Below are 23,989 nucleotides of genomic sequence, written 5' to 3'. Positions count from 1 at the left end.
AATATTATGAATAAAGATGTAATAATAGCTTTAGACTTTCCTACTTTGGAAGATACTTTAAATTTTTTAGAAAAATTTGGTGAAGAAAAATTATTTGTAAAAGTAGGGATGGAATTATACCTACAAAATGGACCTGTTGTTATTGAAAAAATTAAAGAATTAGGACATAAGATATTCTTAGATCTTAAACTACATGATATTCCTAATACAGTTTATGGTGCGACAAAAGGTTTAGCAAAATTCAAAGTTGATATTCTTACAGTACATGCTGCAGGAGGTTATGAAATGCTTAAAGCAGCAAAACGAGGAATGGTTGAAGGCGGTAGTGTAGATACTAATGTAATAGCGATAACACAATTAACTTCGACATCAGAAGAAGCGATGAAAGACGAGCAACTTATTGCTGTATCTTTAGAAGAGAGCGTAATTAATTATGCTAAACTAGCTAAAAAAGCAGGACTTGATGGAGTAGTTTCATCAGTTTGGGAAGCAAGATTAATAAGAGAAAACTGCGGAGATGACTTCTTAAAAGTAACTCCAGGAATAAGATTAGAAACAGATGAAGTTGGAGATCAAAAACGTGTAGCAACTCCAGCTGTTGCTAATGAAGAAGGAAGTACACATATCGTGGTTGGTCGTTCTATAACTAAATTGCAAAATCCACTTGAAGTTTATAAACTTATTAAAAGTCAATTCGTAAAATAATATTAGATATACAGCTAACATAAAGGAGAAGAACATGGCATTAGAAAGAAAAATAGCAAAACACTTATTAGATATTGAAGCAGTGGCATTAAGACCAAATGATTATTTCACTTGGACATCTGGAATTAAATCACCGATTTACTGTGATAACAGAATTACAATGTCATATCCTGCGATTCGTCGTGAGATAGCAGCTGGTATGAGTGAAGTAATTAAAGCTAAATTTCCAGAAGTAGAAGTAGTAGCTGGTACTGCAACAGCAGGTATTCCTCATGCTGCATGGGTAAGTGAAGTATTAGATTTACCTATGATCTACGTTAGGGACTCAGCTAAAAAACACGGGAAAACAAATCAAATCGAAGGTAGATTACTAGAAGGACAAAAAGTTGTTATTATTGAAGACTTAATCTCAACTGGATTATCTTCATTAAAAGTAGCTAAAGCATTAGAGGAAGCAGGAGCAGTAGTCTTAGGAGTAGTAGCAATATTTAGTTATGAACTTAAGAAAGCACAAGATGCCTTTGCAGCAGATAAAGTAGAGTACCACACTTTAACTAACTACAACTACTTAATCGAAGAAGCTGTAGCGAGTGATTATATCAAACAAGAAGATGTAGAAAAACTTCTTGAGTGGAGAAATAATTTGTAAGAAATTATTAAATTAAAGGTGTAACATAGAGATATCTAAGTTGCACCTTTTCATAACATTATTTTTATTTGCTAATTTATTGTTTTTCCACTTCTTTTATATAAAATAAAACACGGCTTACAAATAAATGTAAACCGTGCTTACGCTACTAGAAGTCCGCAGTACATTCTAGTGCTATACCTTATTTACATTCTAGCATTTTTTGTTGAATTTTTCAAGATATTTATCATTTTAATTTGATAGCGATTATCAATGGCTTGTGGTATAATTGTATTAATAATATAAGGTAGTGAGGTAATGAGAAATGGATAATATTATAGATGTAAGTATACCAGTTGCACAAGTTGTTGATAAACACCCAGAAGTGTTGGATATTTTAGTAGATTTAGGGTTTAAGCCTTTGGCTAATCCGATTATGAGAAATACTGTAGGAAGAAAGACTTCACTTAGAATGGGTTCGAAGTTGGCAGGAATTAAACTTGAAACAATAATTGCTACATTAGAAGCTAACGGGTATGAAGTAGTAGGATTAGACTAATGGCTACAAAGAGAATTGAAGTTTTACGCGACATACTATTACGACTTCATAAAGGTGAATCTGCAGAATCTGTTCAAGATGAATTCAATGAGCATTTTTCTGGAGTATCTGCTATTGAGATATCTTTAATGGAGCATGAGCTTATGAATTCAGATTCTGGCGTAACTTTTGAAGATGTTATGAAGTTATGTAATGTACATGCTAATTTGTTTAAAGGTGCGATAAAAACTGTAGAAGTTGAAGATAGTGAGCATCCAGGACATCCAGTTCAAGTGTTTAAACAAGAGAATTTAGCTTTAAGAGCTGCAATAATAAGAGTTCGACGAATTTTAGATAATTATGCTAAATTAGATGAAGGTGAAACTAAAGAAGCCGTACTAAAAGGATTGCTTCGTCAGTTACAATTACTAGGACAATTTGATATTCATTACAAACGTAAAGAAGAATTAATGTTTCCTATAATGGAAAAATATGGACATGATGCACCACCTAAGGTTATGTGGGGTGTTGATGATGAAATAAGAGATTTGTTCAAACTTGCTAAAGAAGAAGCGGAAAAACTACCTAATGCAGAGATAACTGTCGTCAAAGAAAAGTTTGAAGTTTTTGTTAAAGAATTTGAGGAAATGATCTTTAAGGAAGAGTCGATTCTTCTGATGATATTATTAGAAACATTTACTCAAGACGATTGGTTGAGTATAGCTAAGGACAGTGATGCTTATGGTTATGCAATAATTCGACCTCAAGAAGAGTGGATTCCTCATAGAGAAGATTTTGAAACGCAAATTACTAGCGTTGATAGTGAAGTAATAGAAGCTACAGAAGGGGAATTAACGAAAGTAATACAAACTCCTGAAGGAGAGTTTACTATTACCTATAAACCGAAAGAAGTTAAAGAAGAAACTTTCAATAGAGAAACACATCAGAAAATAGGAAATGGTTATCTATCATTAAATCAAATTGATTTAATATTAAATCATCTGCCTATGGAAATTACCTTTGTTAATAAAGACGAAGTTTTTCAATATTATAATGATCATTGTTCAGAAGAAGAGATGATTTTTAAACGCACGCCAGGGCAAATAGGTAGAAATGTCGAGCTGTGTCATCCACCTAAGTACCTAGAGAAAGTTAAAACTATAATGAAAAACTTGCGAGAAAGAAAAAAAGATAAGTACGAAATGTGGTTTAAATCAGAATCAAGAGGGAAGTTTGTTCATGTCACTTATGCAGGTGTTTATGATGAAAATGGTGAATTTCAAGGAGTATTAGAATACGTTCAGGATATAGCTTCTTATAGAGAAATAGATAGTGATTATTATAGAGGAATAGAATAATAAAGTAATTTAAATAGAGAAACCTTATTTTTAAAGTATTTATAACGTTATATACAGACCTAAAATAATATAAAATATTTTGGATACTTTTCAAAATAAATTAGAAGTTAAACCTGCAGAGTGGATAAAATTTTGGCTCTTTGTCAAGTACGGTTGATTTAGAAAAATAGGGAGGAAACTACACTATATTAAGTGACCTAGATTTTTCCCTATTTTTTCGTTTTAATTTTATTGTTTTCTTTTTAGCGAGATTTGAGTTATATTATAATGAAAAATCTTATAATAGAATAACTGAAAAGACAAACAATTATTCTATGGAAACTAAATATATACTTATGGTATTTAAAATAAGAATAAATCCTAAAGAAACTAAGATAAGTAGTTCAATGTAATTGATTTATCTAATATATTAGATAAATATCAAAGGTAAATGTCAATATCAAATTATTTTAAAAAAATTATAGATAGACACTATTTGTCCATTAAATATGGTAAAATATAATTGTTGAAAAGATTAACAAATAAAAATAGAGTGAGGTTAAAGTTATGTTAGAAAATAATAAAGAATCAAAACTTTTAAAAGATGCTATAAAAGAAGTATTTGAACATGAGTTACTAGAAAAAGGAATGTCTAAAGATAGATTTGATGAAGTAATAAATGATAAAAATATTTTTTTAGAGATATTTAGTCCTTGGCACCAGGATAAAGGTGAAGAGCTAATTCAAGGTTTTGTAAATAATGTCAAAGATGATAATTCTACTAATGATTTTTCTTGGTTAGATATTTTAGATGATGATGAAAGATGGAAGCAATTTAAAAAAGAAAAACCGGAGTGGACAAAATTAGAAGATAAAAATAAGAATTTGAATATGAGATACCAGATTCCAACACATTTTCATGGAGATATTAATGGAGCTATTATTTTTCATTGCATGGAAAATCCAAGAGGATATCTAGGAGGCTATGGAGATAATCAAATTGATAGTGGATTTGGGGAAACAAATTTAAAGGGATATTATGGAAAATCTTATAAATTGTTAAATGAAGATAAAAGTAAAAGAAAAACAATTAAAAAAATAAAAAATATTTTAAAAACTTATACAGAAGATAAAGATATTAAAGAAATTATATATGAGAGATATCAATTAAAGGGAGATGTAAAACAAGACATTTTATCAGAGTACATTAAAAATATTATCTATAGTGATACAGAGAGTGCCTTAGGTCGTGAAATTAAGCATATGTATAGAAAAAATGAAAATGAAGAATTTTGTAATTTTGACTTTGTAAATGAAGGGCAAAAAAGTAAAAAAATGTTATTAAAAGACTACTACTACTTAAAAGAATATTATTCTCATCTTATTCAGACGAATCAAGAATTAGATTTTAAAAAATTAAAGGATATGAAAGGTAAAGTTACAGCTATTGCTAATAGAATTTGTAATTTAGAAATTTATCCTTTTTCATGTGCTCAGCCAGAATTAGGTGAGGAGGGTGTTGGAGAGAAGATTCTTCTTCATTCAGATTTATCTCGTTTGGGAGCTTACATTGTATTGAGAAGAATTTATATGTATTTAAGTATAGAGGAACACAATGAAAAGCCAATTTTTGTTTTCCGTAAATATAATATGGCATGGGAGAAATTATTTAGAAGTATATTCTCTGAAATAACTGCCGATGATTACAAAACTGAAAAAGTCTTGAAGATACTAGAAGAAATATTTTTTTATTGTCAGTTACGAACTGTAGGTGGAGGTATTACATCCGGGAATGTAATTTCTGTTCCCAATTATAAGAAATATTTAGAATCGAAGTTAGATCCATTAAAAAATGAATTAGAAGAATTAGATAAAAAGTATAAAAAATGGAAAGAGGAAGCTTTTAAAGAAATTTCAAAATTATTACCTAGAATTGATATTAGTAAAGTTACTAAAAGAGGTACCGGTGATTAACTATGAATTCTCAAGAAAGACTAATAACAATTTTTCTTCGCCTACAATCTGGGAAACGATTATCTAAAGCTCAATTAATTAGGGAGTTTTCTGTAAATCCAAAAACTATTCAACGTGATATAAGTACACTAAGGAGAATAATAGAAGAACAGCATCTTTCAAACTGTAAAATAGTATATGATAATTCAGATAATACCTATCGTTTTTTAGGAAAAACTACTTTTAATAAAAAATATATTTTGATTATTTCAAAGATACTTTTAGAAAATAGAGCATTGAATAAATCAGAGATGAATTCGTTGCTAGAAAGCCTTTTAGCATTACTTTCGAGTGAAGAAATGAAAGAGGTTAAATCTATTATAGAAAATGAACATTTTAATTATAAATCATTGACAAATGAAAAAGATAGAATTGAAACTGTATGGTTTATATCTGAGGCAATTCGAAGCAAACAAATGTTAGAAATAGACTACGCTGCTCCTCTAAAAGAAAAGAAAACTCATATCATTTTTCCAGTTTCTTTATACTATGATGCTCATTATTTTTATTTAGTTGCTTATCATCTAAAATATGAAAATTATACAACTTTTCGAATTGATAGAATAAGTAGTTATAGTAAATCTAATGAAAAGAAACCAAACATATCCTATGGGAAAATGTATAGAGATGGGGATGTTCGTAATAAAAAAGTTGATGCTTTTGAAGGTAGTAGTGTTAGAATTACTTTGATATATAAAGGGAATTCAGAAATTATTTTAGACAAATTTCCAAATCATACAATTCTTTCGGAAGAAAAAGATGAGATGAAGATTCAAATCGATACACAATATACTCCAGGACTTAAAAGATGGATTTTAGGGCAAGGTGGAGAGGTGACTGTATTAACTCCTCAAAAGTTAGTTGAAGAGTTGCAAGAAATACTTGAAAAAACATTAAAAAATTATAAAAAATAAACGAGGTAGACAAAATAAGTCTACCTCGTTTTTTATAATAGAGATATAAATAGTGAAAGAAGGAAGATAAAATGAGAAAAGTGGAAATAGAAAAAACTTTTGAAATTGAATTACTAACTAATATGAATGAAGTAATAGAATTTCATAATAGACATTATGGAGGACAGATGATTGTATTATCTCTATCAGATATAAAAGAATTGGTTGAAGGAAAATTTTTTGCTTGGTCAACAGGGCAAGGGGAATATTCGGAAGTATTATATTTAGATGAAGAAGCGAAGGAAGTAATTAAGAAAATAGTATAAGGAGAATTTTCATGTCGAAAAAAAATATTATAGATTACAAAGTTAGTCGTCAACTAAAACTTGCATTAGAAGTACTAAATAATCGTATTCTTGAAAAAGAGTATAAAGTTATTGAAAGCCAAGATATTTTATTCAGCATACTAGATGTTTGTGATACAGGTATGGGTTATGCTTTAGGATATTATTCTTTAACAAAAAGTAAATTGTTAAAGGAGTTTTCTAACGGTAAAGTTATTGATGGAAGGAATCGATCTTCTATAGAATTTGATGAATTAAATATATTTTCTAGAAGAAGGACAATTAATGATATTATTTCTTCACCAGTAGAAATTATTAAAGAACCGTCTTCTTCATATTATCTTGCAGAATGTAATACTTTTCCAATATCTGAATATATGAAATCTATTTTTGATTTTGCAGAGGAGATGCGGTTACAAAATTCGCCTGATGGTGTTATTGATTCATATTGGATACTAAATGGAATTTCTCAAGAAAGGGAAACAAACGCAAATCAACTTATTTATAAACAATATCTATTAACAGGAAATATTCGTACAGAAGAATTTTTACTGGGTGTATTTAAAAATTCTAAGTTTTTGTATAAGGATTTTTTTGATGGCAAATTTGAGAGGGAAAAAGCTTCAAAAATAAAAAAAGAATCTCAAATTTCTGTTAAATTATCTAACCCAGATTATTCATTATTAAATGATATTGCTACCGATATAACTTTAAAAGCTAAAAACGGTGAATTGATGGATGTTATTGGACGAGATGAAGAAATTCGTAAAGTAGAGATGGTTCTCACACGTAGAGATAAAAACAACGTTGTTTTATTAGGAGATGGTGGTGTAGGTAAGTCGGCAATAGTTGATGGAATAGCAATGCGTATTGCTAGAAATGAGATTGCATCACTTAAAGGGAAGAAAATTTTGCAATTTAGTCTAAACGATTTAAAAGCTAAAATTGGAGGAGTTAGTAGTGAAGGAATTATTAAATTCATTGAAGAGATGAAACGAGAAAAAGATGTAATTTTATTTATTGATGAGATTCATATGTTAGGAAGGGTTAAACATATAATGGATGCATTTAAACCTTTAATGGCACGTGGAGATTTTCGAATTATTGGTGCTACAACACCGATGGAATGGAAATTATATATCTCAAGTGATACTGCACTAGTCAGACGTTTTGAAAAAGTAATAGTAGATGAACCAAGTATTGAAGAAACTATCAATATTGTTAAAAATGTATCGTCAGTATATGAAAATTTTCATCGCGTAAATTTTGAGGAGGATACTATTGAGTTAGCGGTAAGATTAGCTAAGAAATATCTAAAGGGAGAGAAACTGCCAGATTCCGCCTTTACAGTAATCGATAATGCAGCGGCTTTGGCTCGAATTGAAGCGAATCAGGATATTGTTATGATTAGGAATTACAGAAATGAAGTAAACAAATTAAAGAAACAACTGAAAGAAGCGGAATCTATAGAATATAATGAAGCTGCTGTTGATGATATAAGAAAAAGACTTGAACTTAAAGTTAGAGATTTTCAAAAAGAACGCAATAATTTAACTTTTAATAATTATGAATTTAAAATTACAAAGGAAGATATAAAAAAAGCAGTAGAGCAAAAAGCCGGTGTTAAAATTAGAGAGCAAGATTTGAAAGTTGGTAAAGATGCAGATGAGGAAGAATTAAGTAGACTTTCTAATTTGAAGAGTATCTTAGCAACGAAAGTTATTGGACAAATGGAGGCTACAAATACCATAGCAGAGGCTGTTATTCGTTCAAAAACAGGCTTCAGAAATCCTAAACGTCCTATTGGAGTTTTCTTGTTTTTAGGTACTAGTGGAGTCGGAAAAACAGAAACAGCGAAAGTATTATCGGAAGAATTAACAGGCTCAGTTGATGATCTTATTCGTTTAGATATGTCAGAATATCAACAAGAGCATGAAGTAGCAAAATTAATAGGTGCTCCTCCTGGCTATGTAGGTTTTAGAAGTGGAGGTATTTTGACAAGGGCTGTAAAAAATAATCCAAAATCTGTTGTGTTGTTAGATGAGATTGAAAAAGCACACCCTAGAATTTATGATTTAATGTTACAAGTTTTTGATGATGGAATTTTAACGGATGGTATGGGTGAGAGAGTAGATTTTTCAAATACAATTATTATATTAACTTCAAATTTAGGTTCAAATTTAATTAGAGAGGAGAAGAAAGTTGGCTTTGCAAAATATGGAATGGAACAGATAATTCAAGAAAAAACCATGAGAGCAATTAATAATTTTTTCCGTCCAGAATTATTAAATCGTATAGATGAAATCGTAACCTTTAAATCCTTCACAGAAGAGTCAATATTTAAAATTACTAGCTTATTACTTGAAAAAGAAGTAGAAATCGTTAAGGAAAGTGGCTATGAATTGAAGTTTACGAAGGGGGCAGTTAGATTTTTTGTTAAAACAACTTATGATTCAGAAAAAGGAGCCCGAGCAATTCGGCGAGGAATCACTAAGCTAATAGAGACACCTTTATCAGAGTTGATTATCAATAATTGTATTAATAAAGGAGATGAGGTAGTTGTGGATTCAGATGGATTTAAATTGTTATTTGAAGTTGTTAAGTAAAGGAGGGGAATTATGGGACTTTCTTATGGACCACAGTATACGTGGACAAATCACTTTGAAAAAAGAGCTCAGGAACGTTTTGGAGTAAATGAGGAACGACTGCCAAAGTGGATTGGTAGGCAAATCGGTAGTCTAACAGTTTATGATTCTAATGTAGAGCAACGACCAGAAGAAAGAAAATATGTTTCTGACTATGGAGTTATTTTTGTATGTAATACAGTTGAACAAAAATTTATCACTTGTTATGAAGCGAAAGACATAATTTTTGAAGGGAAGAAGGTAACAATTCATGATTATAATGTAGATTTATTTAGGGATGAAGTAGAAAATTTAGCAAGAAAATATTGCTTAAAAGATGCTAAGGAAATGTTATGTAGTGTAGAGGAACATCTACATAAGTTTCAGGAAATTTCTCAAAAATTAATCTCAGGAAGATTGACAAAGTATAACTATAATCTTATTACTAACTTAATTGATGAGTTTCATGTAATTAAGTCTGCAATGAGAATTATAGAAACTAAACGTGGTGATTTTAAAATTTAATTTATACATTTGAGTTTTCTAATAGCTATTTTAAATCTAGTATTTGAAAAGAAATATACATTAGTTTGCTAATATGTTATAATTATAAAAAATAAAATGGATGTAATTTTTTTAAGGAGAAAAAAATTAATGAAGGATTTTAAAAGTATTTATCAAGAAGAATATGAAAAACTTAATAAACAACAGAAACAAGCAGTCGATTCAGTAGAAGGTCCAGTGATGGTTATTGCTGGTCCTGGTACAGGGAAAACCCAAATTCTTTCTCGTCGTGTTGCGAATATCTTAACTAATTACCACACAAATCCAGAAGAAATTAGTGGTGTAGTGTCTGTAAACGAATTAAGAGAATATGGTCAACAACTACTTAAGAATCTTTTTGAGAACTATATCCCTATATAGTTTAAAAGGTGAAAATGTTAATTTAGAGAAAGAGATTAATGTTAGGTTAGAAGGAAATTACTTAATTAATGGTATTATAGATAAATTAGAATATGATAATGATATAATCAGAGTAGTAGATTATAAGACAGGTTCAGCAGAACAAGGATTAGAAGAACTTGTGTTAGGTCGTAGTTATTGGCGTTAAGTCGTATTTTATACTATAGATAATTTCTATATATTCAATTTTAGATTGTTATAAATAAAATTAGTATATGTACTAAAATTAAACTAAAGAGCACTTTTCTAATTGTAGAGTAGTGCTCTTTAGTTTACGAATATATTTTGTCAAATACATTTTTTCTTAATTTTATTGTTGCAAAAACTAACAGTATTACTAATATTAAAGAATATAGTATTCCTACTATATTTGCTGATGATGGCAACATGGCAACTAAGAAGAATGTCACGACATTAAGTAGTACTAATAATAAAATAGCTCCGAAAGCTAAAATAGTTAATAGGACTTGATTTATCGAACTACGATTAGCTAAATCTGTGATAGTGTTCCAGTTTAGATACAATTTTTTATAGTCGCTTGTATAACTATAGAATGAAAAGACAATACTTGAAATAATATAAGATATTATTGTTACAATTGCTAATAAGATTGGTGTTTTAGTTATAATTAACATCATAATCAGAGCAAGTAATCCAAAACCAAGTTGTAAACAAGTGGCGATTGCTAATTTGATTTTTAGGTATTTTTTAAAATCTAATGGAAGAGATTTTAAAAAATAGTAATCTTGTTTTTCTAGTGATATTGCTATACTTGTAAAATTCATAGGATTAGAATTAATGTACAATGCTAATGTAAATCCTATAGTCATAGCTACTGGATAGAATATAAGTGGTAGTGTAATACCTCCGTGCTTTCTAATTTCTATAATCGGAATTACAAATATACCAAGTGTAATTATAAGATTAGTAAATACAGTTGTGGAAATTGTACTGTTTAACAATAATTTTACATTTCTCTTAACTAGTTTAGAAGATAGCGTAGTTGATGTACTATTAGTATTTTCTTTGATTTTTACAGTTTTAGAACTAGATGTGTATGTATTACCAGATATTCTATATAAGTCTTTCATATATTTTCTTATTACAAATATATATGTAGTAGAGAAAGAAATAAGTGCTAAGATAATAGCTATTATTAAATAAGTATAAGTCTTAGAAATATCTAATACGAGTATATTTAAAAATAAATCTCCTGAATAATCAGAATCAAAACTTTTAAAAGTATGAGCAAAATTAAATATGTATCCTGTGAAGAATATCAACGCAATTAATATTGTAGCTGCATTAACTTTCCCTTTATTCTTCTTAAAATTTGGGATATAAGTAATAAATGAAAGTAGTGTCATAATAGAACATATTAAAGTAATGATAAATGCAAAACTATATACTAATACGAAGAAAAATTTTTGAATTGAAAACTCTGCATTTAATCCAATAATCAAGTTTATAACTATTAAAGGAGTAAAATTACTAATAACTTGTGAAAGTAGAGTAAACAATTTACTAAAAAATATTTCAGATCCTGTAACAGGTAAGTGAATAATTGCTAATGTATCATCACTTTCGTAAAACATATTGATAAAATTATTTAAAATCTGAATAAACACTAATAATAAAATAAAGAAAAGTATATTTCGATATCCCGGTCCAGAAAAGTTAAAACCACGAGAAAATATTGAAAATAAAAATAAAATATGTAAGAAATTGAAAAAATTAAGCATTAAAACATTTCTAAAAAGATTATGTCTTATATCGCTCTTTCCACTGAATTTTTTTCTGTATTTTATTCTTTGAGGTGAAAAACTATAAAGAAGATTCGTTAAGAATAACTCTTTTATTACACTAAATCTCATATCTAATCACCACCTAAAATATTTGAATTTGAATTTTTTACTATATTAAGATAAATTTCTTCTAGACTATCTCCCTCAAATTGTTCTTTAAGTTCGTTAAGTGTACCGATAAAAACCAGTTTTCCCTTACTAAGGATACCTATTCTATCGCATAGATGTTCAGCGACCTCCAAGACATGAGTAGAGAATAGAACACTGTTTCCTTTTGTGGCATGTTCTTTCATTAAGTTTTTTAAGTCAAATGCAGCTTGTGGATCTAATCCTGTCATAGGTTCATCCATAATCCAAAACTTAGGTTCTGATAATAATGCTCCAATTACGAATACTTTTTGTCGCATACCATGAGAGAAGGAACTAATCTCTTGATGCTCAACGCCTATCAAATTAAATAATTTGCAGTACCTGTTAAGAATTTCATCTCTTGTTTTATTTTCTATTTCGTATATGCTAGCGACTAATGACCAATATTCAAAGGCGGATAATGTAAGAAACATATCAGGAGTATCAGGAACATAGCCAATTTGTTTTTTACATTCTAATCTATTATTTTTTAAAAGTAGGTTATTGAAATAAATTTCTCCTGAAATAGGCTCTAATATACTAACTAAAGATTTAATTGTAGTAGACTTACCTGCACCGTTATGTCCGATAAGTCCGAATATCTCTCCATCATTAATGGTGAAACTCAAATTATCAACAGCGCACTTTGTATCGAATTTCACGGTAAGATTTTTAATTTCTATCATAACTATCCCTCCAATGTATGTAGTTAATTTAATTATACTGCTAACAAAAGTATTTAGCAATATAAAAATCATGCTAATTTCAAAGTTTTATTTATTGTGGTTTAAATAATATATGATATGAATAGTAGCAAGGAACACCTGGTATAGTGTATAATAAAACTAATGATGGAACACCTGGAAGTGTTTATTTATAAATAAAAAATGATACACCTGGTTAAGTGTAAAAATAGAATATGATAATAGCAAGTAAAAAAAGATATAAAAAAATTTTAAAAAAGTGTTGACAAGAAAAAATAAAAGTGGTATTATTTAGTACGTGAGTGTTACGGCACTCTGTGTAAAGCCACTATGGCTTATAAAAAATTTAAAAATGTGATACACCTGGCTAGGTGATTCACAAATAAACAGGGAAGGAGGAAATCAGGGAAATGCCAACTATTAACCAATTAGTTCGTAAACCTCGTAAATCAAAAGTATCGAAATCAGATTCACCAGCACTTAACAAAGGTTACAACTCTCAAAGAAAGAAAGAAACTAACATTTCTTCACCACAAAAACGTGGAGTTTGTACTCGTGTTGGGACTATGACACCTAAAAAACCAAACTCAGCTTTACGTAAATATGCACGTGTTCGTTTATCAAACCAAATCGAAGTAACAGCATATATCCCAGGTATCGGACACAACCTACAAGAACACAGTGTTGTACTTATTCGTGGAGGACGTGTAAAAGACTTACCAGGGGTACGTTACCACATCATCCGTGGAGCTTTAGATACTGCAGGAGTTAACGACCGTAAACAAGGACGTTCACTATACGGTGCTAAAAAACCAAAAGAGAAAAAATAATATAAGATAAAAATTTGATAAAAAGAATTCGTGAAAGGAGGCAGACACTATGCCACGTAAAGGTCCAGTTGCAAAACGTGACGTTTTGCCAGATCCAATTTATAACTCAAAATTGGTTACAAAATTGATTAACAAATTAATGCTAGATGGGAAACGCGGTACAGCACAAAGAATTTTATATTCTGCGTTTGATTTAATTAAAGAAAAATCAGGACGTGATGCTATGGAAGTTTTCGAAGAAGCATTAAACAACATTATGCCAGTTCTTGAAGTTCGTGCTCGTCGTGTTGGTGGTTCTAACTACCAAGTACCAGTAGAAGTACGTGCTGAAAGAAGAACTACATTAGGTCTACGTTGGTTAGTTAACTATTCTCGTTTAAGAGGAGAAAAAACTATGGAACAACGTTTAGCTAATGAAATTTTAGACGCAGCAAATAACACTGGTTCAGCTGTTAAGAAACGTGAAGATACTCACAAAATGGCTGAAGCAAACAAAGCATTTGCTCACTATCGTTGGTAATTATAGGGTGAATATCAAGCTATTTTATAGCTTGAGTTTTTCACTATAAAAGACAAATTACTCAAAACATTTAAAAATTTATGAAAGGAGAAAATTGACTCATGACTAGAGCATTTTCTTTAAAAGATACTCGTAATATCGGTATCATGGCTCACATCGACGCAGGTAAAACAACTGCTACAGAGCGTATTCTGTTCTACACTGGGAAAATCCACAAAATCGGAGATACTCACGATGGTAACTCACAAATGGACTGGATGGAACAAGAACAAGAACGTGGTATCACTATTACATCTGCTGCAACAACTGCTCAATGGAAAAACCACCGTATCAACATCATCGATACACCGGGACACGTAGACTTCACAGTTGAGGTTGAACGTTCACTTCGTGTACTTGATGGATCAGTAGCAGTATTAGATGCGCAATCAGGTGTTGAACCACAAACAGAAACAGTTTGGCGTCAAGCTACAACTTATGGAGTTCCTCGTATCGTATTCGTAAACAAAATGGATAAAACAGGAGCTGACTTCCTATACTCTGTAGGAACAATCCACGACAGATTACAAGCTAACGCACACCCAATTCAACTTCCAATCGGAGCTGAAGATTTATTCGAAGGTGTAATCGACCTTGTTGAGATGAAAGCTATCTACAACGAAGGTAGCGTTGGGGAAAATCTTGTCGAAAAAGAAATCCCAGCTGAATACCAAGATCAAGCTGAAGAATACCGTGAAAAACTTATCGAAGCTGTTGCAGAATTCGATGAAGACTTCATGGAAAAATACTTAGGTGGAGAAGAAATTACAATTGACGAGCTTAAAGCTGCAATTCGTAAAGCTACATTATCTGTAGAATTCTTCCCAGTAGTATGTGGATCAGCCTTCAAATATAAAGGTGTACAACCAATGCTAGATGCAGTAGTAGAATACTTACCATCTCCATTAGACGTACCTGCTATTAAAGGTATTAATCCAGATACTGATGAAGAAGTAGAAAGACACTCTTCTGACGAAGAGCCATTCGCAGCCCTAGCTTTCAAAGTTATGACTGACCCATTCGTAGGGAAACTTACTTTCTTCCGTGTGTACTCAGGTATCCTATCATCTGGTTCATACGTTAAAAACTCAACTAAAGGTAAACGTGAACGTGTAGGACGTATCTTACAAATGCACGCTAACACTCGTAACGAAATCGCTGAAGTATATGCTGGTGATATCGCTGCTGCTGTTGGTCTTAAAGATACTACTACAGGGGACACACTTTGTGACGAGAAAAACGAAGTTATTCTTGAATCAATGGAATTCCCAGAACCAGTTATCCAACTTTCAGTTGAACCAAAATCAAAAGCTGACCAAGATAAAATGTCTACAGCTTTACAAAAATTACAAGAAGAAGACCCAACATTCCGTGCTGGAACTGACGAAGAAACTGGACAAGTTATCATCGCAGGTATGGGTGAGCTTCACTTAGACATCATCGTTGACCGTATGCGTCGTGAATTCAAAGTTGAATGTACAGTAGGTGCTCCAATGGTATCTTACCGTGAAACATTCAAACAAGCTGCACAAGTACAAGGTAAATTCACTCGTCAATCTGGTGGACGTGGACAATACGGGGACGTATGGATTGAGTTCACTCCAAATGAGCCAGGTGCAGGATTTGAATTCGAAAATGCTATCGTTGGTGGGGTAGTTCCACGTGAATACATCCCAGCAGTAGAAGCAGGATTAAAAGACTCTATGGCAAATGGGGTATTAGCTGGATACGAATTAATCGACGTTAAAGCTAAATTATTCGATGGATCATACCACGATGTCGATTCATCTGAAATGGCGTTCAAAGTTGCTGCATCATTAGCTCTTAAAGAAGCTGCTAAAAAATGTAACCCAGTAATCTTAGAACCAATTATGAAAGTTGAAGTTGTTATGCCTGAGGAATACTTAGGAGATATCATGGGTGATATCACTTCACGTCGTGGACGTGTTGAAGGTATGGAAGCTCGTGGTAACGCTCAAGTAGTAAGTGCTTCAGTACCATTATCTGAAATGTTCGGATATGCAACTTCTCTACGTTCTGCAACTCAAGGACGTGGTACTTACTCAATGGTATTCGATCACTACGAAGAAGTACCTAAATCAATTTCTGAAGAAATTATCAAAAAAAATAAAGGATAATAAAAATTATTCTTTATAGTTGCAATTTTCGTTGTAACATTATAAAATATAGTTATCATAGAATGCTATGTGACTAATTATTAAAAAATAAAATTTTATTAACTTGAAGGAGACATTTTTAAAATGGCAAAAGAAAAATTTGACCGTAGTAAAACACATGCTAACATTGGAACAATTGGTCACGTTGACCACGGTAAAACTACTTTAACAGCAGCTATCGCTACTGTATTAGCAAAAACTTATGGTGGAGAAGCTAAAGACTACGCTTCAATCGATAACGCACCAGAAGAAAGAGAACGTGGTATCACAATCAACACTTCTCACATCGAGTACGAAACTCCAAACCGTCACTACGCACACGTAGACTGCCCAGGACACGCTGACTATGTTAAAAACATGATCACTGGTGCTGCTCAAATGGACGGAGCTATCTTAGTAATCGCTGCTACAGATGGACCAATGGCTCAAACTCGTGAGCACATCCTATTATCTCGTAACGTTGGAGTACCAAAAATCGTTGTATTCTTAAACAAATGTGATATGGTTGATGACGAAGAGTTATTAGAATTAGTTGAAATGGAAGTTCGTGAACTATTATCTGAATACGGATTCGACGGAGATGAACTACCAGTAATCAAAGGTTCTGCTCTTAAAGCTCTTGAAGGAGACGCTGATGCAGAAAAAGCTATCATCGAATTAATGGAAACAGTTGACGAGTACATCCCAACTCCAGAACGTGATAACGCTAAACCATTCATGATGCCAGTTGAGGACGTATTCTCAATCACAGGTCGTGGTACAGTTGCTACTGGACGTGTTGAACGTGGACAAGTTAAAGTTGGAGACGTAGTAGAAATCGTTGGATTAACTGAAGAACCAGCTTCAACTACTGTAACAGGTGTTGAAATGTTCCGTAAATTATTAGATTACGCTGAAGCAGGAGATAACATCGGTGCATTATTACGTGGTGTTGCTCGTGAAGATATCGAACGTGGACAAGTTTTAGCAGCTCCTAAAACAATTACTCCACACACTCAATTCGTAGCTGACGTGTATGTATTATCTAAAGAAGAAGGTGGACGTCACACTCCATTCTTCACAAACTACCGTCCTCAATTCTACTTCCGTACTACTGACGTAACTGGTGTAGTTACTTTACCAGAAGGTACTGAAATGGTAATGCCTGGGGATAACGTATCAATCAACGTTGAACTTATTTCTCCAATCGCGATCGAAGAAGGAACTCGTTTCTCAATTCGTGAAGGTGGACGTACTGTAGGTTCAGGTGTTGTAACTTCAATCGTTAAATAATAATTGAATTGAAACACATTAAGCAAGGTGAATTTCACCTTGCTTTTTTTATATACTTAATATTAATTTACATAATGTTCATATTTAATTAGAGATATTTGATAGTTTTAGTACATTATATGTATTAATATTATATTTTTAATGTAAAATCATTATTTTTTGTAATTTTATTAGAAAATACGTACTATTTTTAATAAATCCTTGCAGAAAAACAGTAAGAGGTGTATAATATGTTTAAAGGTAGTATAGGGGAAAATAATATTGTAAATTCAAATATTTATGTATATTATTAGATATAATCAAAGTTACTCTAGGGATATTGAGTAATATTTTGGAATCGAGGTTAAGAAATTAACTTCGATTTTTTATTAATAAAAAATATAATTGTTTAATGGTGGTAAGTTTTAAGTAGTTGTTTAGAAAAATAATTGTATAAAGCACATTAATGTGATATCCTATGTTAGGATAGGCTATAGTATTCTCATTATACCATTTATGAGTAATATATTAACTAATATTTTTAAATAAGGTCAAAATAGTATAGAAAGGAAGAAAATGAAGAATTTAAAGCTTGATGGAACTCAGTTAAAATATATAGCTATAATTGCTATGACAATTGATCATTTAGCATGGCTATTATATCCAGGTTTAGTTAAAGAAACAATACCAGTACTTATGCACATAGTAGGACGTTTAACAGCACCGATTATGTGGTATTTTATCGCAGAAGGATGTTATTATACAAAAGATATTAAAAAATATTTCTTTAGAATTATGAGCTTTGCTGTTATCAGTCACTTTGCTTTTTGCTTCGGTTTAGGAATACCATTTGATATAACTACAGGAAGTATATTTAATAAAACAAGTGTCTTATTCCCACTGGCGATGTCGGTTGCATTAATCGCAATCTTTAGAAATGAGAAGATAAATAATACATTAAAGATTTTAGTAATTATTGTATTCTGTTTATTAACATTTGTAGCGGATTGGTCTTCTATAGCGTTAATGATGCCATTCTTTTTATATAATCATAGAAATAATAAAAAACAACAAATATTAGACTATGTTATATGGATAAGTGTTTATGCAGCTATTTATATTATATTTATAGATGTATTTTATGGAGTATTACAGTTTGCAACTTTACTTTCGTTACCATTATTAATGAGATATGATGGTACTAGAGGAAAACATACTGGTTCTAAATGGTTCTTCTACTATTATTATCCAATACACTTGGCAATTATAGGTATTTTTAGAATTATATTATATGGAAATATACCATTGGTTTTTTAGAATTAGTATGGACGTAGCAAATCAAAAAAACATGGTTAAATTTAATACAACGAAAACTAATGTAGAAGTTCCTTATTAAGATAAAACTTAATAAGGAACTTTTTATACAGTTCGATATCAATATGTAGTAAAAAAGTATGAGATATAATATAATATGGATATTAAAAATAAACTGTTTTCGAAAGGATAAAATGGATAATAAAGAAGAAAGAGTTCAATGTCAAAAATTATGGGCAAAAAATAAATATTTTGTTTTAAGTCATTCAAGTAAAATATATTTAGAAATTAGAACGTATTTAAAGCAAGAAGAAGTATCCCAAAATAAAGTGAGTGAGCTTATAAAAATGCTGTAAGTTTACCTGAAGATAAAGGACAAGTAACGAATTCTCTTCATCATGATGAGTGTATTGAGAATTTAGCTCAGAAGGATATTTTTATATAGCTATATATTCATATTAAAATATTGATAGAAAATAAGTAAGGAGACAACTATGAAAATTTCAATTTTAAATTTAGCTCCATTAAGACAAGGAGAAAATTTTAAAGATGCAATAGATGCAATTATTAGATTAGCTAAAAAGGCTGATGAATTAGGATATGAAAGATATTGGATTGCAGAACATCATAATACAAAAAGTGTAGCTAGTAGTGCAACGCAGTTATTAATCCAACGTACACTAGATAACACTAGTAATATTAGAGTAGGTTCGGGTGGTGTGATGTTACCTAATCATAGTCCATATATAGTTGCTGAGCAATATGGAACTTTGGAGACTCTTTATCCTGGTAGAGTTGATTTAGGTTTAGGGCGTGCACCGGGTACTGATTATAACACTGCACGAGCTATTAGAAGAAATACAAATAGAGAGATGGATTTTAAAAAAGAAGTTGTGGAGCTATCTGGGTATTTTAAAGATACAAGACCTGTTCATGCATATCCAGCTGCCGGACTTGATGTTCCACTATACATATTAGGTTCAAGTACTGATAGTGCATATGTAGCTGCTGAGCTAGGCTTACCTTATTCATTTGCATCGCATTTTGCTCCAGCTATGATGGAAAATGCAGTAGCAATTTATAGACATTACTTTAAACCATCAGAAGTTTTAAGTGAGCCGTATGTAATTTTAGGTGCTAATGCAGTTGTTGCAGATACCGATGAAGAAGCAAAAAGATTATCAACAACTCAGATTCAATCGTTTTTAAATATTATTACAAGTAATCCTCAAGGCATGGTTCCTCCAGTACAATCGGAAGAAGCGGTATGGAAAAATTATATCGCTACAACTAAAGTTCCACATTTTGGACCAATTGCATTTGAACATGATGAGATAGTTAATCATGAGAAAGCTGTCGTTGATCAGATGACAAAAATTTCATTTATTGGTAGTAAGGAAACTGTGAAAAACCAGATTATCGATTTAAAACGTAGGGTAGAGTTCGATGAATTAATGATAAATTCATATATTTACGATGAAGAGGCTCAACATCATTCATATGAATTATTAAAAGAGGTTGTAGATGAAATTAACGACTAGCTTAGTGATGAATTGTAGAACTATAAACTTCTTATAGACCTTATAATTTTCTTGAAAACTAAATTGATGACAAAAGTAGATAATTAGTGTATTATGAAATTAAATAAACTTAATAATAGTAAAAAAGAGGTAAATTATGGAAAAATATCTAATTAATGAAGAATTTGTCAATGTAAAATCAAGAGTAGATGAATATTTAGAAAAAAATAACATCCATCAATTTTTAAATATAAACCAAGGTGAATATGCTAAAAATGTTGGTTTAGAGTTAGAGGATATTCAATATGTAGTATTTGGTAATCCAAAAGTAGGAACATTACTAATGCAAGATGATTTATATCTAAGTTTTAACCTACCACTTAAATTATTACTTATTAAGAGAGAAGATAAGACAGAAGTATTATATGAAAAACCTACTTCTTGGTTAAAAGAACAGCATTCTGATAGAGTAAAAGACATTTTACCAAAAATGGATAATTTGTATTTAGATATTATTAAGTATTTAGAAGCATAATTAAGAATTGTTAATTTTAAATAAGGAGAATTATAGATAAAATTGAATTTCTATAATTCTTCTTTTTTATGTGAATATAAATCTAAAACTAGTTTTATCAATGGTTATTGAGAGTATTTTATGATAAACTGTTATTAGTATACATAGGAGGTATAAAGAATGTTAAAAACAAATTTTTTAGATGTAGAATTATCTAACCCATTAATGAATGCATCAGGGGTACACTGTATGACGATCGTGGAACTAGATGAATTAGCGAATAGTGAAGCGGGAGCTTTTGTTACAAAGACTGCAACTCGTGATTATAGAGAAGGTAATCCTGAGCCTAGATATTATGATACTGCTTTAGGAAGTATAAATTCAATGGGATTGCCAAATAATGGTTTAGATTATTATTTAGAGTATGTTATTGAACGTCAAAAATCAGGTGCAAAATTGCAGTTTTTATCGGTAACTGGTATGAGTTATGATGAAAATATTGGTCTATTAAAGAAAATTCAAGAGAGTGAATATGAAGGTGTGACTGAATTTAATCTATCATGCCCAAATGTACCAGGAAAACCTCAGATTGCTTATGATTTTGAACTTACAGACAAATTATTAGCTGAGGTATTCACATTCTTTACAAAACCTATTGGGGTAAAACTACCTCCGTATTTCGATATTGCTCATTTTGATGAAATGGCTAAAATTCTTAATAAATATCCTCTTACATATGTGAATAGTGTAAATAGTGTAGGGAATGGTTTATATATTGATTTAGATAAAGAACAAGTAGTTATTAAGCCAAAAGGTGGATTTGGCGGACTAGGTGGAGAATATATTAAACCAACAGCACTAGCTAATGTTCGTGCATTTAGAGAACGCTTGAATCCTAGTATAAAAATTATTGGAACTGGTGGAGTTATAAGCGGTAAAGATGTATTTGAACATATTTTATGTGGTGCTGATTTAGTGCAAGTGGGAACAACTCTTCATAAGGAAGGAGTTTCAGTTTTCGCTAGACTTACTAAAGAACTAGAAGAAGTGATGAAAGAAAAAGGATACTCAAGTTTAGATGACTTTAGAGGTAAATTGAAGGTAATAGAATAAATAATTATTATTCATATAGTATAATTTTAAATTAACGATAAAACTATAAAAGAAAAACAGATAACACTTGAAAATTATTTTGAAAATTGTTATTATATATTGTACAGACAAAATATAGCACATATAAAGGCAAGAATATGGCTTGCAAGTTTCTACCATCAGACCGTAAATTTGATGACTATGGGCATTCTTATTATAATGTTATTGGAGTTGGCCCAAAAATCCTAGATTTTAAAAAAGTTTACAAGAAAACTCATAGACGCAGTGGTTTATTGATATCTAAAATCGCTTTATAAAAGCTTTTTAGATATCTAATAAACTGTGCGGGGGTGACTCGACAGAATCGATTTCCCCGAAATCACGATTTTTGAGTCACTCCCAACTATTTGTAGTAGAATTTTAAATCGCCTATAAGTAATTATAGGTGATTTTTTGTATTTATATAGTATATATTTGTCAAAAATAATATATAACTAAGGAGAAAAGAATCTTGAAAACTTTTATTTTAAGTTTACAGCACGTACTAGCAATGTACGCAGGAGCGGTAATTGTACCGATAATTGTTGCTGGAGGTCTAGGTCTTTCAGCAGAACAAACAACTTATTTAGTGTCAGTTGATATTTTTATGTGTGGGATTGCTACATTTTTACAAGTGTATAAAGGGAAATTTACAGGAATTGGGTTACCTGTTGTTCTTGGATGTACTTTTACAGCAGTTGCACCGATGATAGCAATTGGTAATAGTGCAGGATTAGCAACTATGTATGGAGCAATTTTTGTTTCTGGATTAGTTGTAGTTCTTATAGCACCATTTTTTGCTAAAGTTGCAAAATTATTCCCGCCAGTTGTTACTGGTAGTGTTGTAACAATTATAGGTATTACATTAGTACCAGTTGCGATGAATTATATTGCAGGAGGACAAGGATCGAAAGATTTTGGTAACCCTAAAAATATCGTATTGGCGTGTATTACGCTTGCAATTATTTTAGTAATTTATAAATTTACAACTGGTTTTATACACTCTATAGCAATTTTATTAGGTTTAGTATCAGGAACTGTTATTGCTAGTTTTATGGGAATGGTAAGTTTAACAGAAGTATCTCAAGCTGGGTGGTATCAACATCCAACACCATTTAAATTTACAGGTTTTGAATTTAATATTAGTGCAATTTTAACATTTACAATCGTTGGTATTGTAAGTATGATAGAGTCAACAGGAGTATATTATGCCCTAGGAAATATTTGTAATCAAGAAGTAAAAGAGCCTGACTTAAGAAGAGGTTATTTAGCAGAAGGATTAGCGGTTATGATTGGATCATTAGTAAATGCCTTCCCATATACTACTTATTCTCAAAACGTAGGACTTGTACAAATATCAGGAGTAAAAAGTAAAAAAGTAATGTATGTCATGGTTCTATTATTATTGGTATTTGGATCTATACCTAAAATAGGAGCTTTAGCAACAATTGTACCTCAACCAGTACTAGGTGGGGCAATGATTAGTATGTTTGGTATGGTACTTGCGTATGGTGTGAAAATGTTAGGAAATACTGATTTTGCTAAACAAGAAAATCTTATGATTATTGCTTGTTCTGTTGGTTTAGGATTAGGTGTGACAACGGTTCCTACTGCATTTTCTCAACTACCAAGTTTTGTTCGTATGTTTACTGATAGTGGAATTGTTTTAGGAACAGTTGTAGCAATCGTAATGAATTTAATCTTTAATAGGAAATCAAAATTAAAAAGGGCTCTAACCCAAAAGGCCTAAAATTTAACAAAGTTCATATGATAACTCATAGACGCAGTGGTTTATTGATATCTAAATTCGCTTTATAAAAGCTTTTTAGATATCTAATAAACTGTGCAGGGGTGACTCGACAAAATCTTGTTTCTTAAGAAATCGCGATTTTTGAGTCACTCCCATAGAAATAAGTATTTTTAATCAAGGTATTTTTATTAGAAAATAGAATTATAAAGGACGACTTAATAATATAGATTTTTATAAAATCATAATATTGTAGTCGTTCT

The 23,989-nt window shown here is 30.8% G+C and carries 23 protein-coding genes and 1 riboswitch; of the genes, 21 read left to right on the top strand and 2 right to left on the bottom strand.

What is annotated here, in order from left to right; genetic code table 11:
* Nucleotides 1–6: 6 nt before the first annotated feature.
* From pyrF to ACO6OL_RS04935, 11 genes are all read left to right on the top strand, one after another.
* Nucleotides 7–705, top strand: coding sequence for an orotidine-5'-phosphate decarboxylase (gene pyrF, locus ACO6OL_RS04985; RefSeq protein ID WP_485502330.1), 699 nt, complete (start codon nucleotides 7–9; stop codon nucleotides 703–705).
* 34 nt (nucleotides 706–739) lie between these two features.
* Nucleotides 740–1,354 (top strand): orotate phosphoribosyltransferase, encoded by a 615-nt coding sequence (gene pyrE / locus ACO6OL_RS04980; protein WP_271986697.1) that lies wholly within the window; start codon nucleotides 740–742, stop codon nucleotides 1,352–1,354.
* Between the two features lie 304 nt (nucleotides 1,355–1,658).
* Entirely contained in the window at nucleotides 1,659–1,892 is a 234-nt protein-coding gene (locus ACO6OL_RS04975; RefSeq protein WP_003144696.1) for a DUF1858 domain-containing protein, read from the top strand.
* Nucleotides 1,892–3,229: a DUF438 domain-containing protein gene (locus ACO6OL_RS04970; protein WP_485502329.1), complete on the top strand. Its 1,338-nt coding sequence runs from the start codon at nucleotides 1,892–1,894 to the stop codon at nucleotides 3,227–3,229. The genes ACO6OL_RS04975 and ACO6OL_RS04970 overlap by 1 nt, the downstream gene beginning before the upstream one ends.
* A 546-nt stretch (nucleotides 3,230–3,775) precedes the next feature.
* Entirely contained in the window at nucleotides 3,776–5,182 is a 1,407-nt protein-coding gene (locus ACO6OL_RS04965; RefSeq protein WP_485502328.1) for a hypothetical protein, read from the top strand.
* Between the two features lie 2 nt (nucleotides 5,183–5,184).
* Nucleotides 5,185–6,135 carry a helix-turn-helix transcriptional regulator gene (locus ACO6OL_RS04960; protein WP_004264278.1) on the top strand — a complete coding sequence of 317 codons (951 nt, stop codon included), beginning with the start codon at nucleotides 5,185–5,187 and terminating at the stop codon, nucleotides 6,133–6,135.
* A gap of 71 nt (nucleotides 6,136–6,206) precedes the next feature.
* The gene (locus ACO6OL_RS04955; RefSeq protein WP_004264414.1) at nucleotides 6,207–6,440 is read left to right on the top strand and encodes a hypothetical protein; all 234 of its coding nucleotides are present in this window, start codon (nucleotides 6,207–6,209) and stop codon (nucleotides 6,438–6,440) included.
* 11 nt (nucleotides 6,441–6,451) lie between these two features.
* Complete coding sequence (locus ACO6OL_RS04950) at nucleotides 6,452–9,064, top strand: AAA family ATPase (RefSeq protein WP_485502327.1); 2,613 nt, start codon at nucleotides 6,452–6,454, stop codon at nucleotides 9,062–9,064.
* A 12-nt stretch (nucleotides 9,065–9,076) separates the two neighbouring features.
* A complete protein-coding gene (locus ACO6OL_RS04945) occupies nucleotides 9,077–9,607 on the top strand; it encodes a hypothetical protein (RefSeq protein WP_485502326.1) in 531 nt (176 codons plus the stop codon).
* 129 nt (nucleotides 9,608–9,736) lie between these two features.
* On the top strand, nucleotides 9,737–10,006 hold the full coding sequence (locus tag ACO6OL_RS04940; RefSeq protein WP_485502325.1) for a UvrD-helicase domain-containing protein: 270 nt from the start codon (nucleotides 9,737–9,739) through the stop codon (nucleotides 10,004–10,006).
* On the top strand, nucleotides 9,984–10,193 hold the full coding sequence (locus tag ACO6OL_RS04935) for a PD-(D/E)XK nuclease family protein (protein WP_485502324.1): 210 nt from the start codon (nucleotides 9,984–9,986) through the stop codon (nucleotides 10,191–10,193). Before ACO6OL_RS04940 ends, ACO6OL_RS04935 begins: the two co-directional genes overlap by 23 nt.
* A gap of 124 nt (nucleotides 10,194–10,317) precedes the next feature.
* Here the strand turns inward: ACO6OL_RS04935 and ACO6OL_RS04930 are convergent, their stop codons facing one another.
* Entirely contained in the window at nucleotides 10,318–11,919 is a 1,602-nt protein-coding gene (locus ACO6OL_RS04930; protein WP_485502323.1) for a hypothetical protein, read from the bottom strand.
* A 2-nt stretch (nucleotides 11,920–11,921) separates the two neighbouring features.
* On the bottom strand, nucleotides 11,922–12,665 hold the full coding sequence (locus ACO6OL_RS04925) for an ABC transporter ATP-binding protein (protein WP_485481977.1): 744 nt from the start codon (nucleotides 12,663–12,665) through the stop codon (nucleotides 11,922–11,924).
* 428 nt (nucleotides 12,666–13,093) lie between these two features.
* On the opposite strand from ACO6OL_RS04925, the gene rpsL reads away from it, so the two are divergent.
* From rpsL to ACO6OL_RS04875, 10 genes are all read left to right on the top strand, one after another.
* The gene (rpsL, locus tag ACO6OL_RS04920; protein ID WP_003146927.1) at nucleotides 13,094–13,513 is read left to right on the top strand and encodes a 30S ribosomal protein S12; all 420 of its coding nucleotides are present in this window, start codon (nucleotides 13,094–13,096) and stop codon (nucleotides 13,511–13,513) included.
* A 49-nt stretch (nucleotides 13,514–13,562) separates the two neighbouring features.
* Nucleotides 13,563–14,033 carry a 30S ribosomal protein S7 gene (gene rpsG, locus ACO6OL_RS04915; RefSeq protein ID WP_003144697.1) on the top strand — a complete coding sequence of 157 codons (471 nt, stop codon included), beginning with the start codon at nucleotides 13,563–13,565 and terminating at the stop codon, nucleotides 14,031–14,033.
* Nucleotides 14,034–14,134: 101 nt separating this feature from the next.
* A complete protein-coding gene (gene fusA / locus ACO6OL_RS04910) occupies nucleotides 14,135–16,210 on the top strand; it encodes an elongation factor G (RefSeq protein ID WP_448913569.1) in 2,076 nt (691 codons plus the stop codon).
* Nucleotides 16,211–16,333: 123 nt separating this feature from the next.
* Nucleotides 16,334–17,521 (top strand): elongation factor Tu, encoded by a 1,188-nt coding sequence (gene tuf / locus ACO6OL_RS04905; RefSeq protein WP_003144664.1) that lies wholly within the window; start codon nucleotides 16,334–16,336, stop codon nucleotides 17,519–17,521.
* Nucleotides 17,522–18,076: 555 nt separating this feature from the next.
* Nucleotides 18,077–18,817: a TraX family protein gene (locus tag ACO6OL_RS04900; RefSeq protein ID WP_485502322.1), complete on the top strand. Its 741-nt coding sequence runs from the start codon at nucleotides 18,077–18,079 to the stop codon at nucleotides 18,815–18,817.
* Nucleotides 18,818–19,008: 191 nt separating this feature from the next.
* Entirely contained in the window at nucleotides 19,009–19,170 is a 162-nt protein-coding gene (locus tag ACO6OL_RS04895; RefSeq protein WP_314161233.1) for a hypothetical protein, read from the top strand.
* 138 nt (nucleotides 19,171–19,308) lie between these two features.
* Nucleotides 19,309–20,355 carry an LLM class flavin-dependent oxidoreductase gene (locus tag ACO6OL_RS04890; RefSeq protein WP_485502321.1) on the top strand — a complete coding sequence of 349 codons (1,047 nt, stop codon included), beginning with the start codon at nucleotides 19,309–19,311 and terminating at the stop codon, nucleotides 20,353–20,355.
* Nucleotides 20,356–20,491: 136 nt separating this feature from the next.
* A complete protein-coding gene (locus ACO6OL_RS04885; RefSeq protein ID WP_485502320.1) occupies nucleotides 20,492–20,869 on the top strand; it encodes a DUF302 domain-containing protein in 378 nt (125 codons plus the stop codon).
* Between the two features lie 159 nt (nucleotides 20,870–21,028).
* Entirely contained in the window at nucleotides 21,029–21,961 is a 933-nt protein-coding gene (locus ACO6OL_RS04880) for a dihydroorotate oxidase (RefSeq protein ID WP_485502319.1), read from the top strand.
* 99 nt (nucleotides 21,962–22,060) lie between these two features.
* A riboswitch (purine riboswitch) is annotated at nucleotides 22,061–22,162 on the top strand.
* Nucleotides 22,163–22,451: 289 nt separating this feature from the next.
* Nucleotides 22,452–23,729, top strand: a complete 1,278-nt coding sequence (locus ACO6OL_RS04875) for a nucleobase:cation symporter-2 family protein (RefSeq protein WP_485502318.1) — start codon at nucleotides 22,452–22,454, stop codon at nucleotides 23,727–23,729.
* The last annotated feature ends 260 nt before the right edge of the window (nucleotides 23,730–23,989 follow it).

Source organism: Gemella sp. (genome assembly GCF_057272915.1).
This window is presented reverse-complemented; position numbering and strand designations above follow the sequence as displayed.

Coding starts and splice junctions, on each gene's coding strand:
- pyrF (WP_485502330.1), top strand. CDS start 7: ATGAATAAAGATGTAATAATAGCTTTAGACTTTCCTACTTTGGAAGAT.
- pyrE (WP_271986697.1), top strand. CDS start 740: ATGGCATTAGAAAGAAAAATAGCAAAACACTTATTAGATATTGAAGCA.
- ACO6OL_RS04975 (WP_003144696.1), top strand. CDS start 1,659: ATGGATAATATTATAGATGTAAGTATACCAGTTGCACAAGTTGTTGAT.
- ACO6OL_RS04970 (WP_485502329.1), top strand. CDS start 1,892: ATGGCTACAAAGAGAATTGAAGTTTTACGCGACATACTATTACGACTT.
- ACO6OL_RS04965 (WP_485502328.1), top strand. CDS start 3,776: ATGTTAGAAAATAATAAAGAATCAAAACTTTTAAAAGATGCTATAAAA.
- ACO6OL_RS04960 (WP_004264278.1), top strand. CDS start 5,185: ATGAATTCTCAAGAAAGACTAATAACAATTTTTCTTCGCCTACAATCT.
- ACO6OL_RS04955 (WP_004264414.1), top strand. CDS start 6,207: ATGAGAAAAGTGGAAATAGAAAAAACTTTTGAAATTGAATTACTAACT.
- ACO6OL_RS04950 (WP_485502327.1), top strand. CDS start 6,452: ATGTCGAAAAAAAATATTATAGATTACAAAGTTAGTCGTCAACTAAAA.
- ACO6OL_RS04945 (WP_485502326.1), top strand. CDS start 9,077: ATGGGACTTTCTTATGGACCACAGTATACGTGGACAAATCACTTTGAA.
- ACO6OL_RS04940 (WP_485502325.1), top strand. CDS start 9,737: ATGAAGGATTTTAAAAGTATTTATCAAGAAGAATATGAAAAACTTAAT.
- ACO6OL_RS04930 (WP_485502323.1), bottom strand. CDS start 11,919: ATGAGATTTAGTGTAATAAAAGAGTTATTCTTAACGAATCTTCTTTAT.
- ACO6OL_RS04925 (WP_485481977.1), bottom strand. CDS start 12,665: ATGATAGAAATTAAAAATCTTACCGTGAAATTCGATACAAAGTGCGCT.
- rpsL (WP_003146927.1), top strand. CDS start 13,094: ATGCCAACTATTAACCAATTAGTTCGTAAACCTCGTAAATCAAAAGTA.
- rpsG (WP_003144697.1), top strand. CDS start 13,563: ATGCCACGTAAAGGTCCAGTTGCAAAACGTGACGTTTTGCCAGATCCA.
- fusA (WP_448913569.1), top strand. CDS start 14,135: ATGACTAGAGCATTTTCTTTAAAAGATACTCGTAATATCGGTATCATG.
- tuf (WP_003144664.1), top strand. CDS start 16,334: ATGGCAAAAGAAAAATTTGACCGTAGTAAAACACATGCTAACATTGGA.
- ACO6OL_RS04900 (WP_485502322.1), top strand. CDS start 18,077: ATGAAGAATTTAAAGCTTGATGGAACTCAGTTAAAATATATAGCTATA.
- ACO6OL_RS04895 (WP_314161233.1), top strand. CDS start 19,009: ATGGATAATAAAGAAGAAAGAGTTCAATGTCAAAAATTATGGGCAAAA.
- ACO6OL_RS04890 (WP_485502321.1), top strand. CDS start 19,309: ATGAAAATTTCAATTTTAAATTTAGCTCCATTAAGACAAGGAGAAAAT.
- ACO6OL_RS04885 (WP_485502320.1), top strand. CDS start 20,492: ATGGAAAAATATCTAATTAATGAAGAATTTGTCAATGTAAAATCAAGA.
- ACO6OL_RS04880 (WP_485502319.1), top strand. CDS start 21,029: ATGTTAAAAACAAATTTTTTAGATGTAGAATTATCTAACCCATTAATG.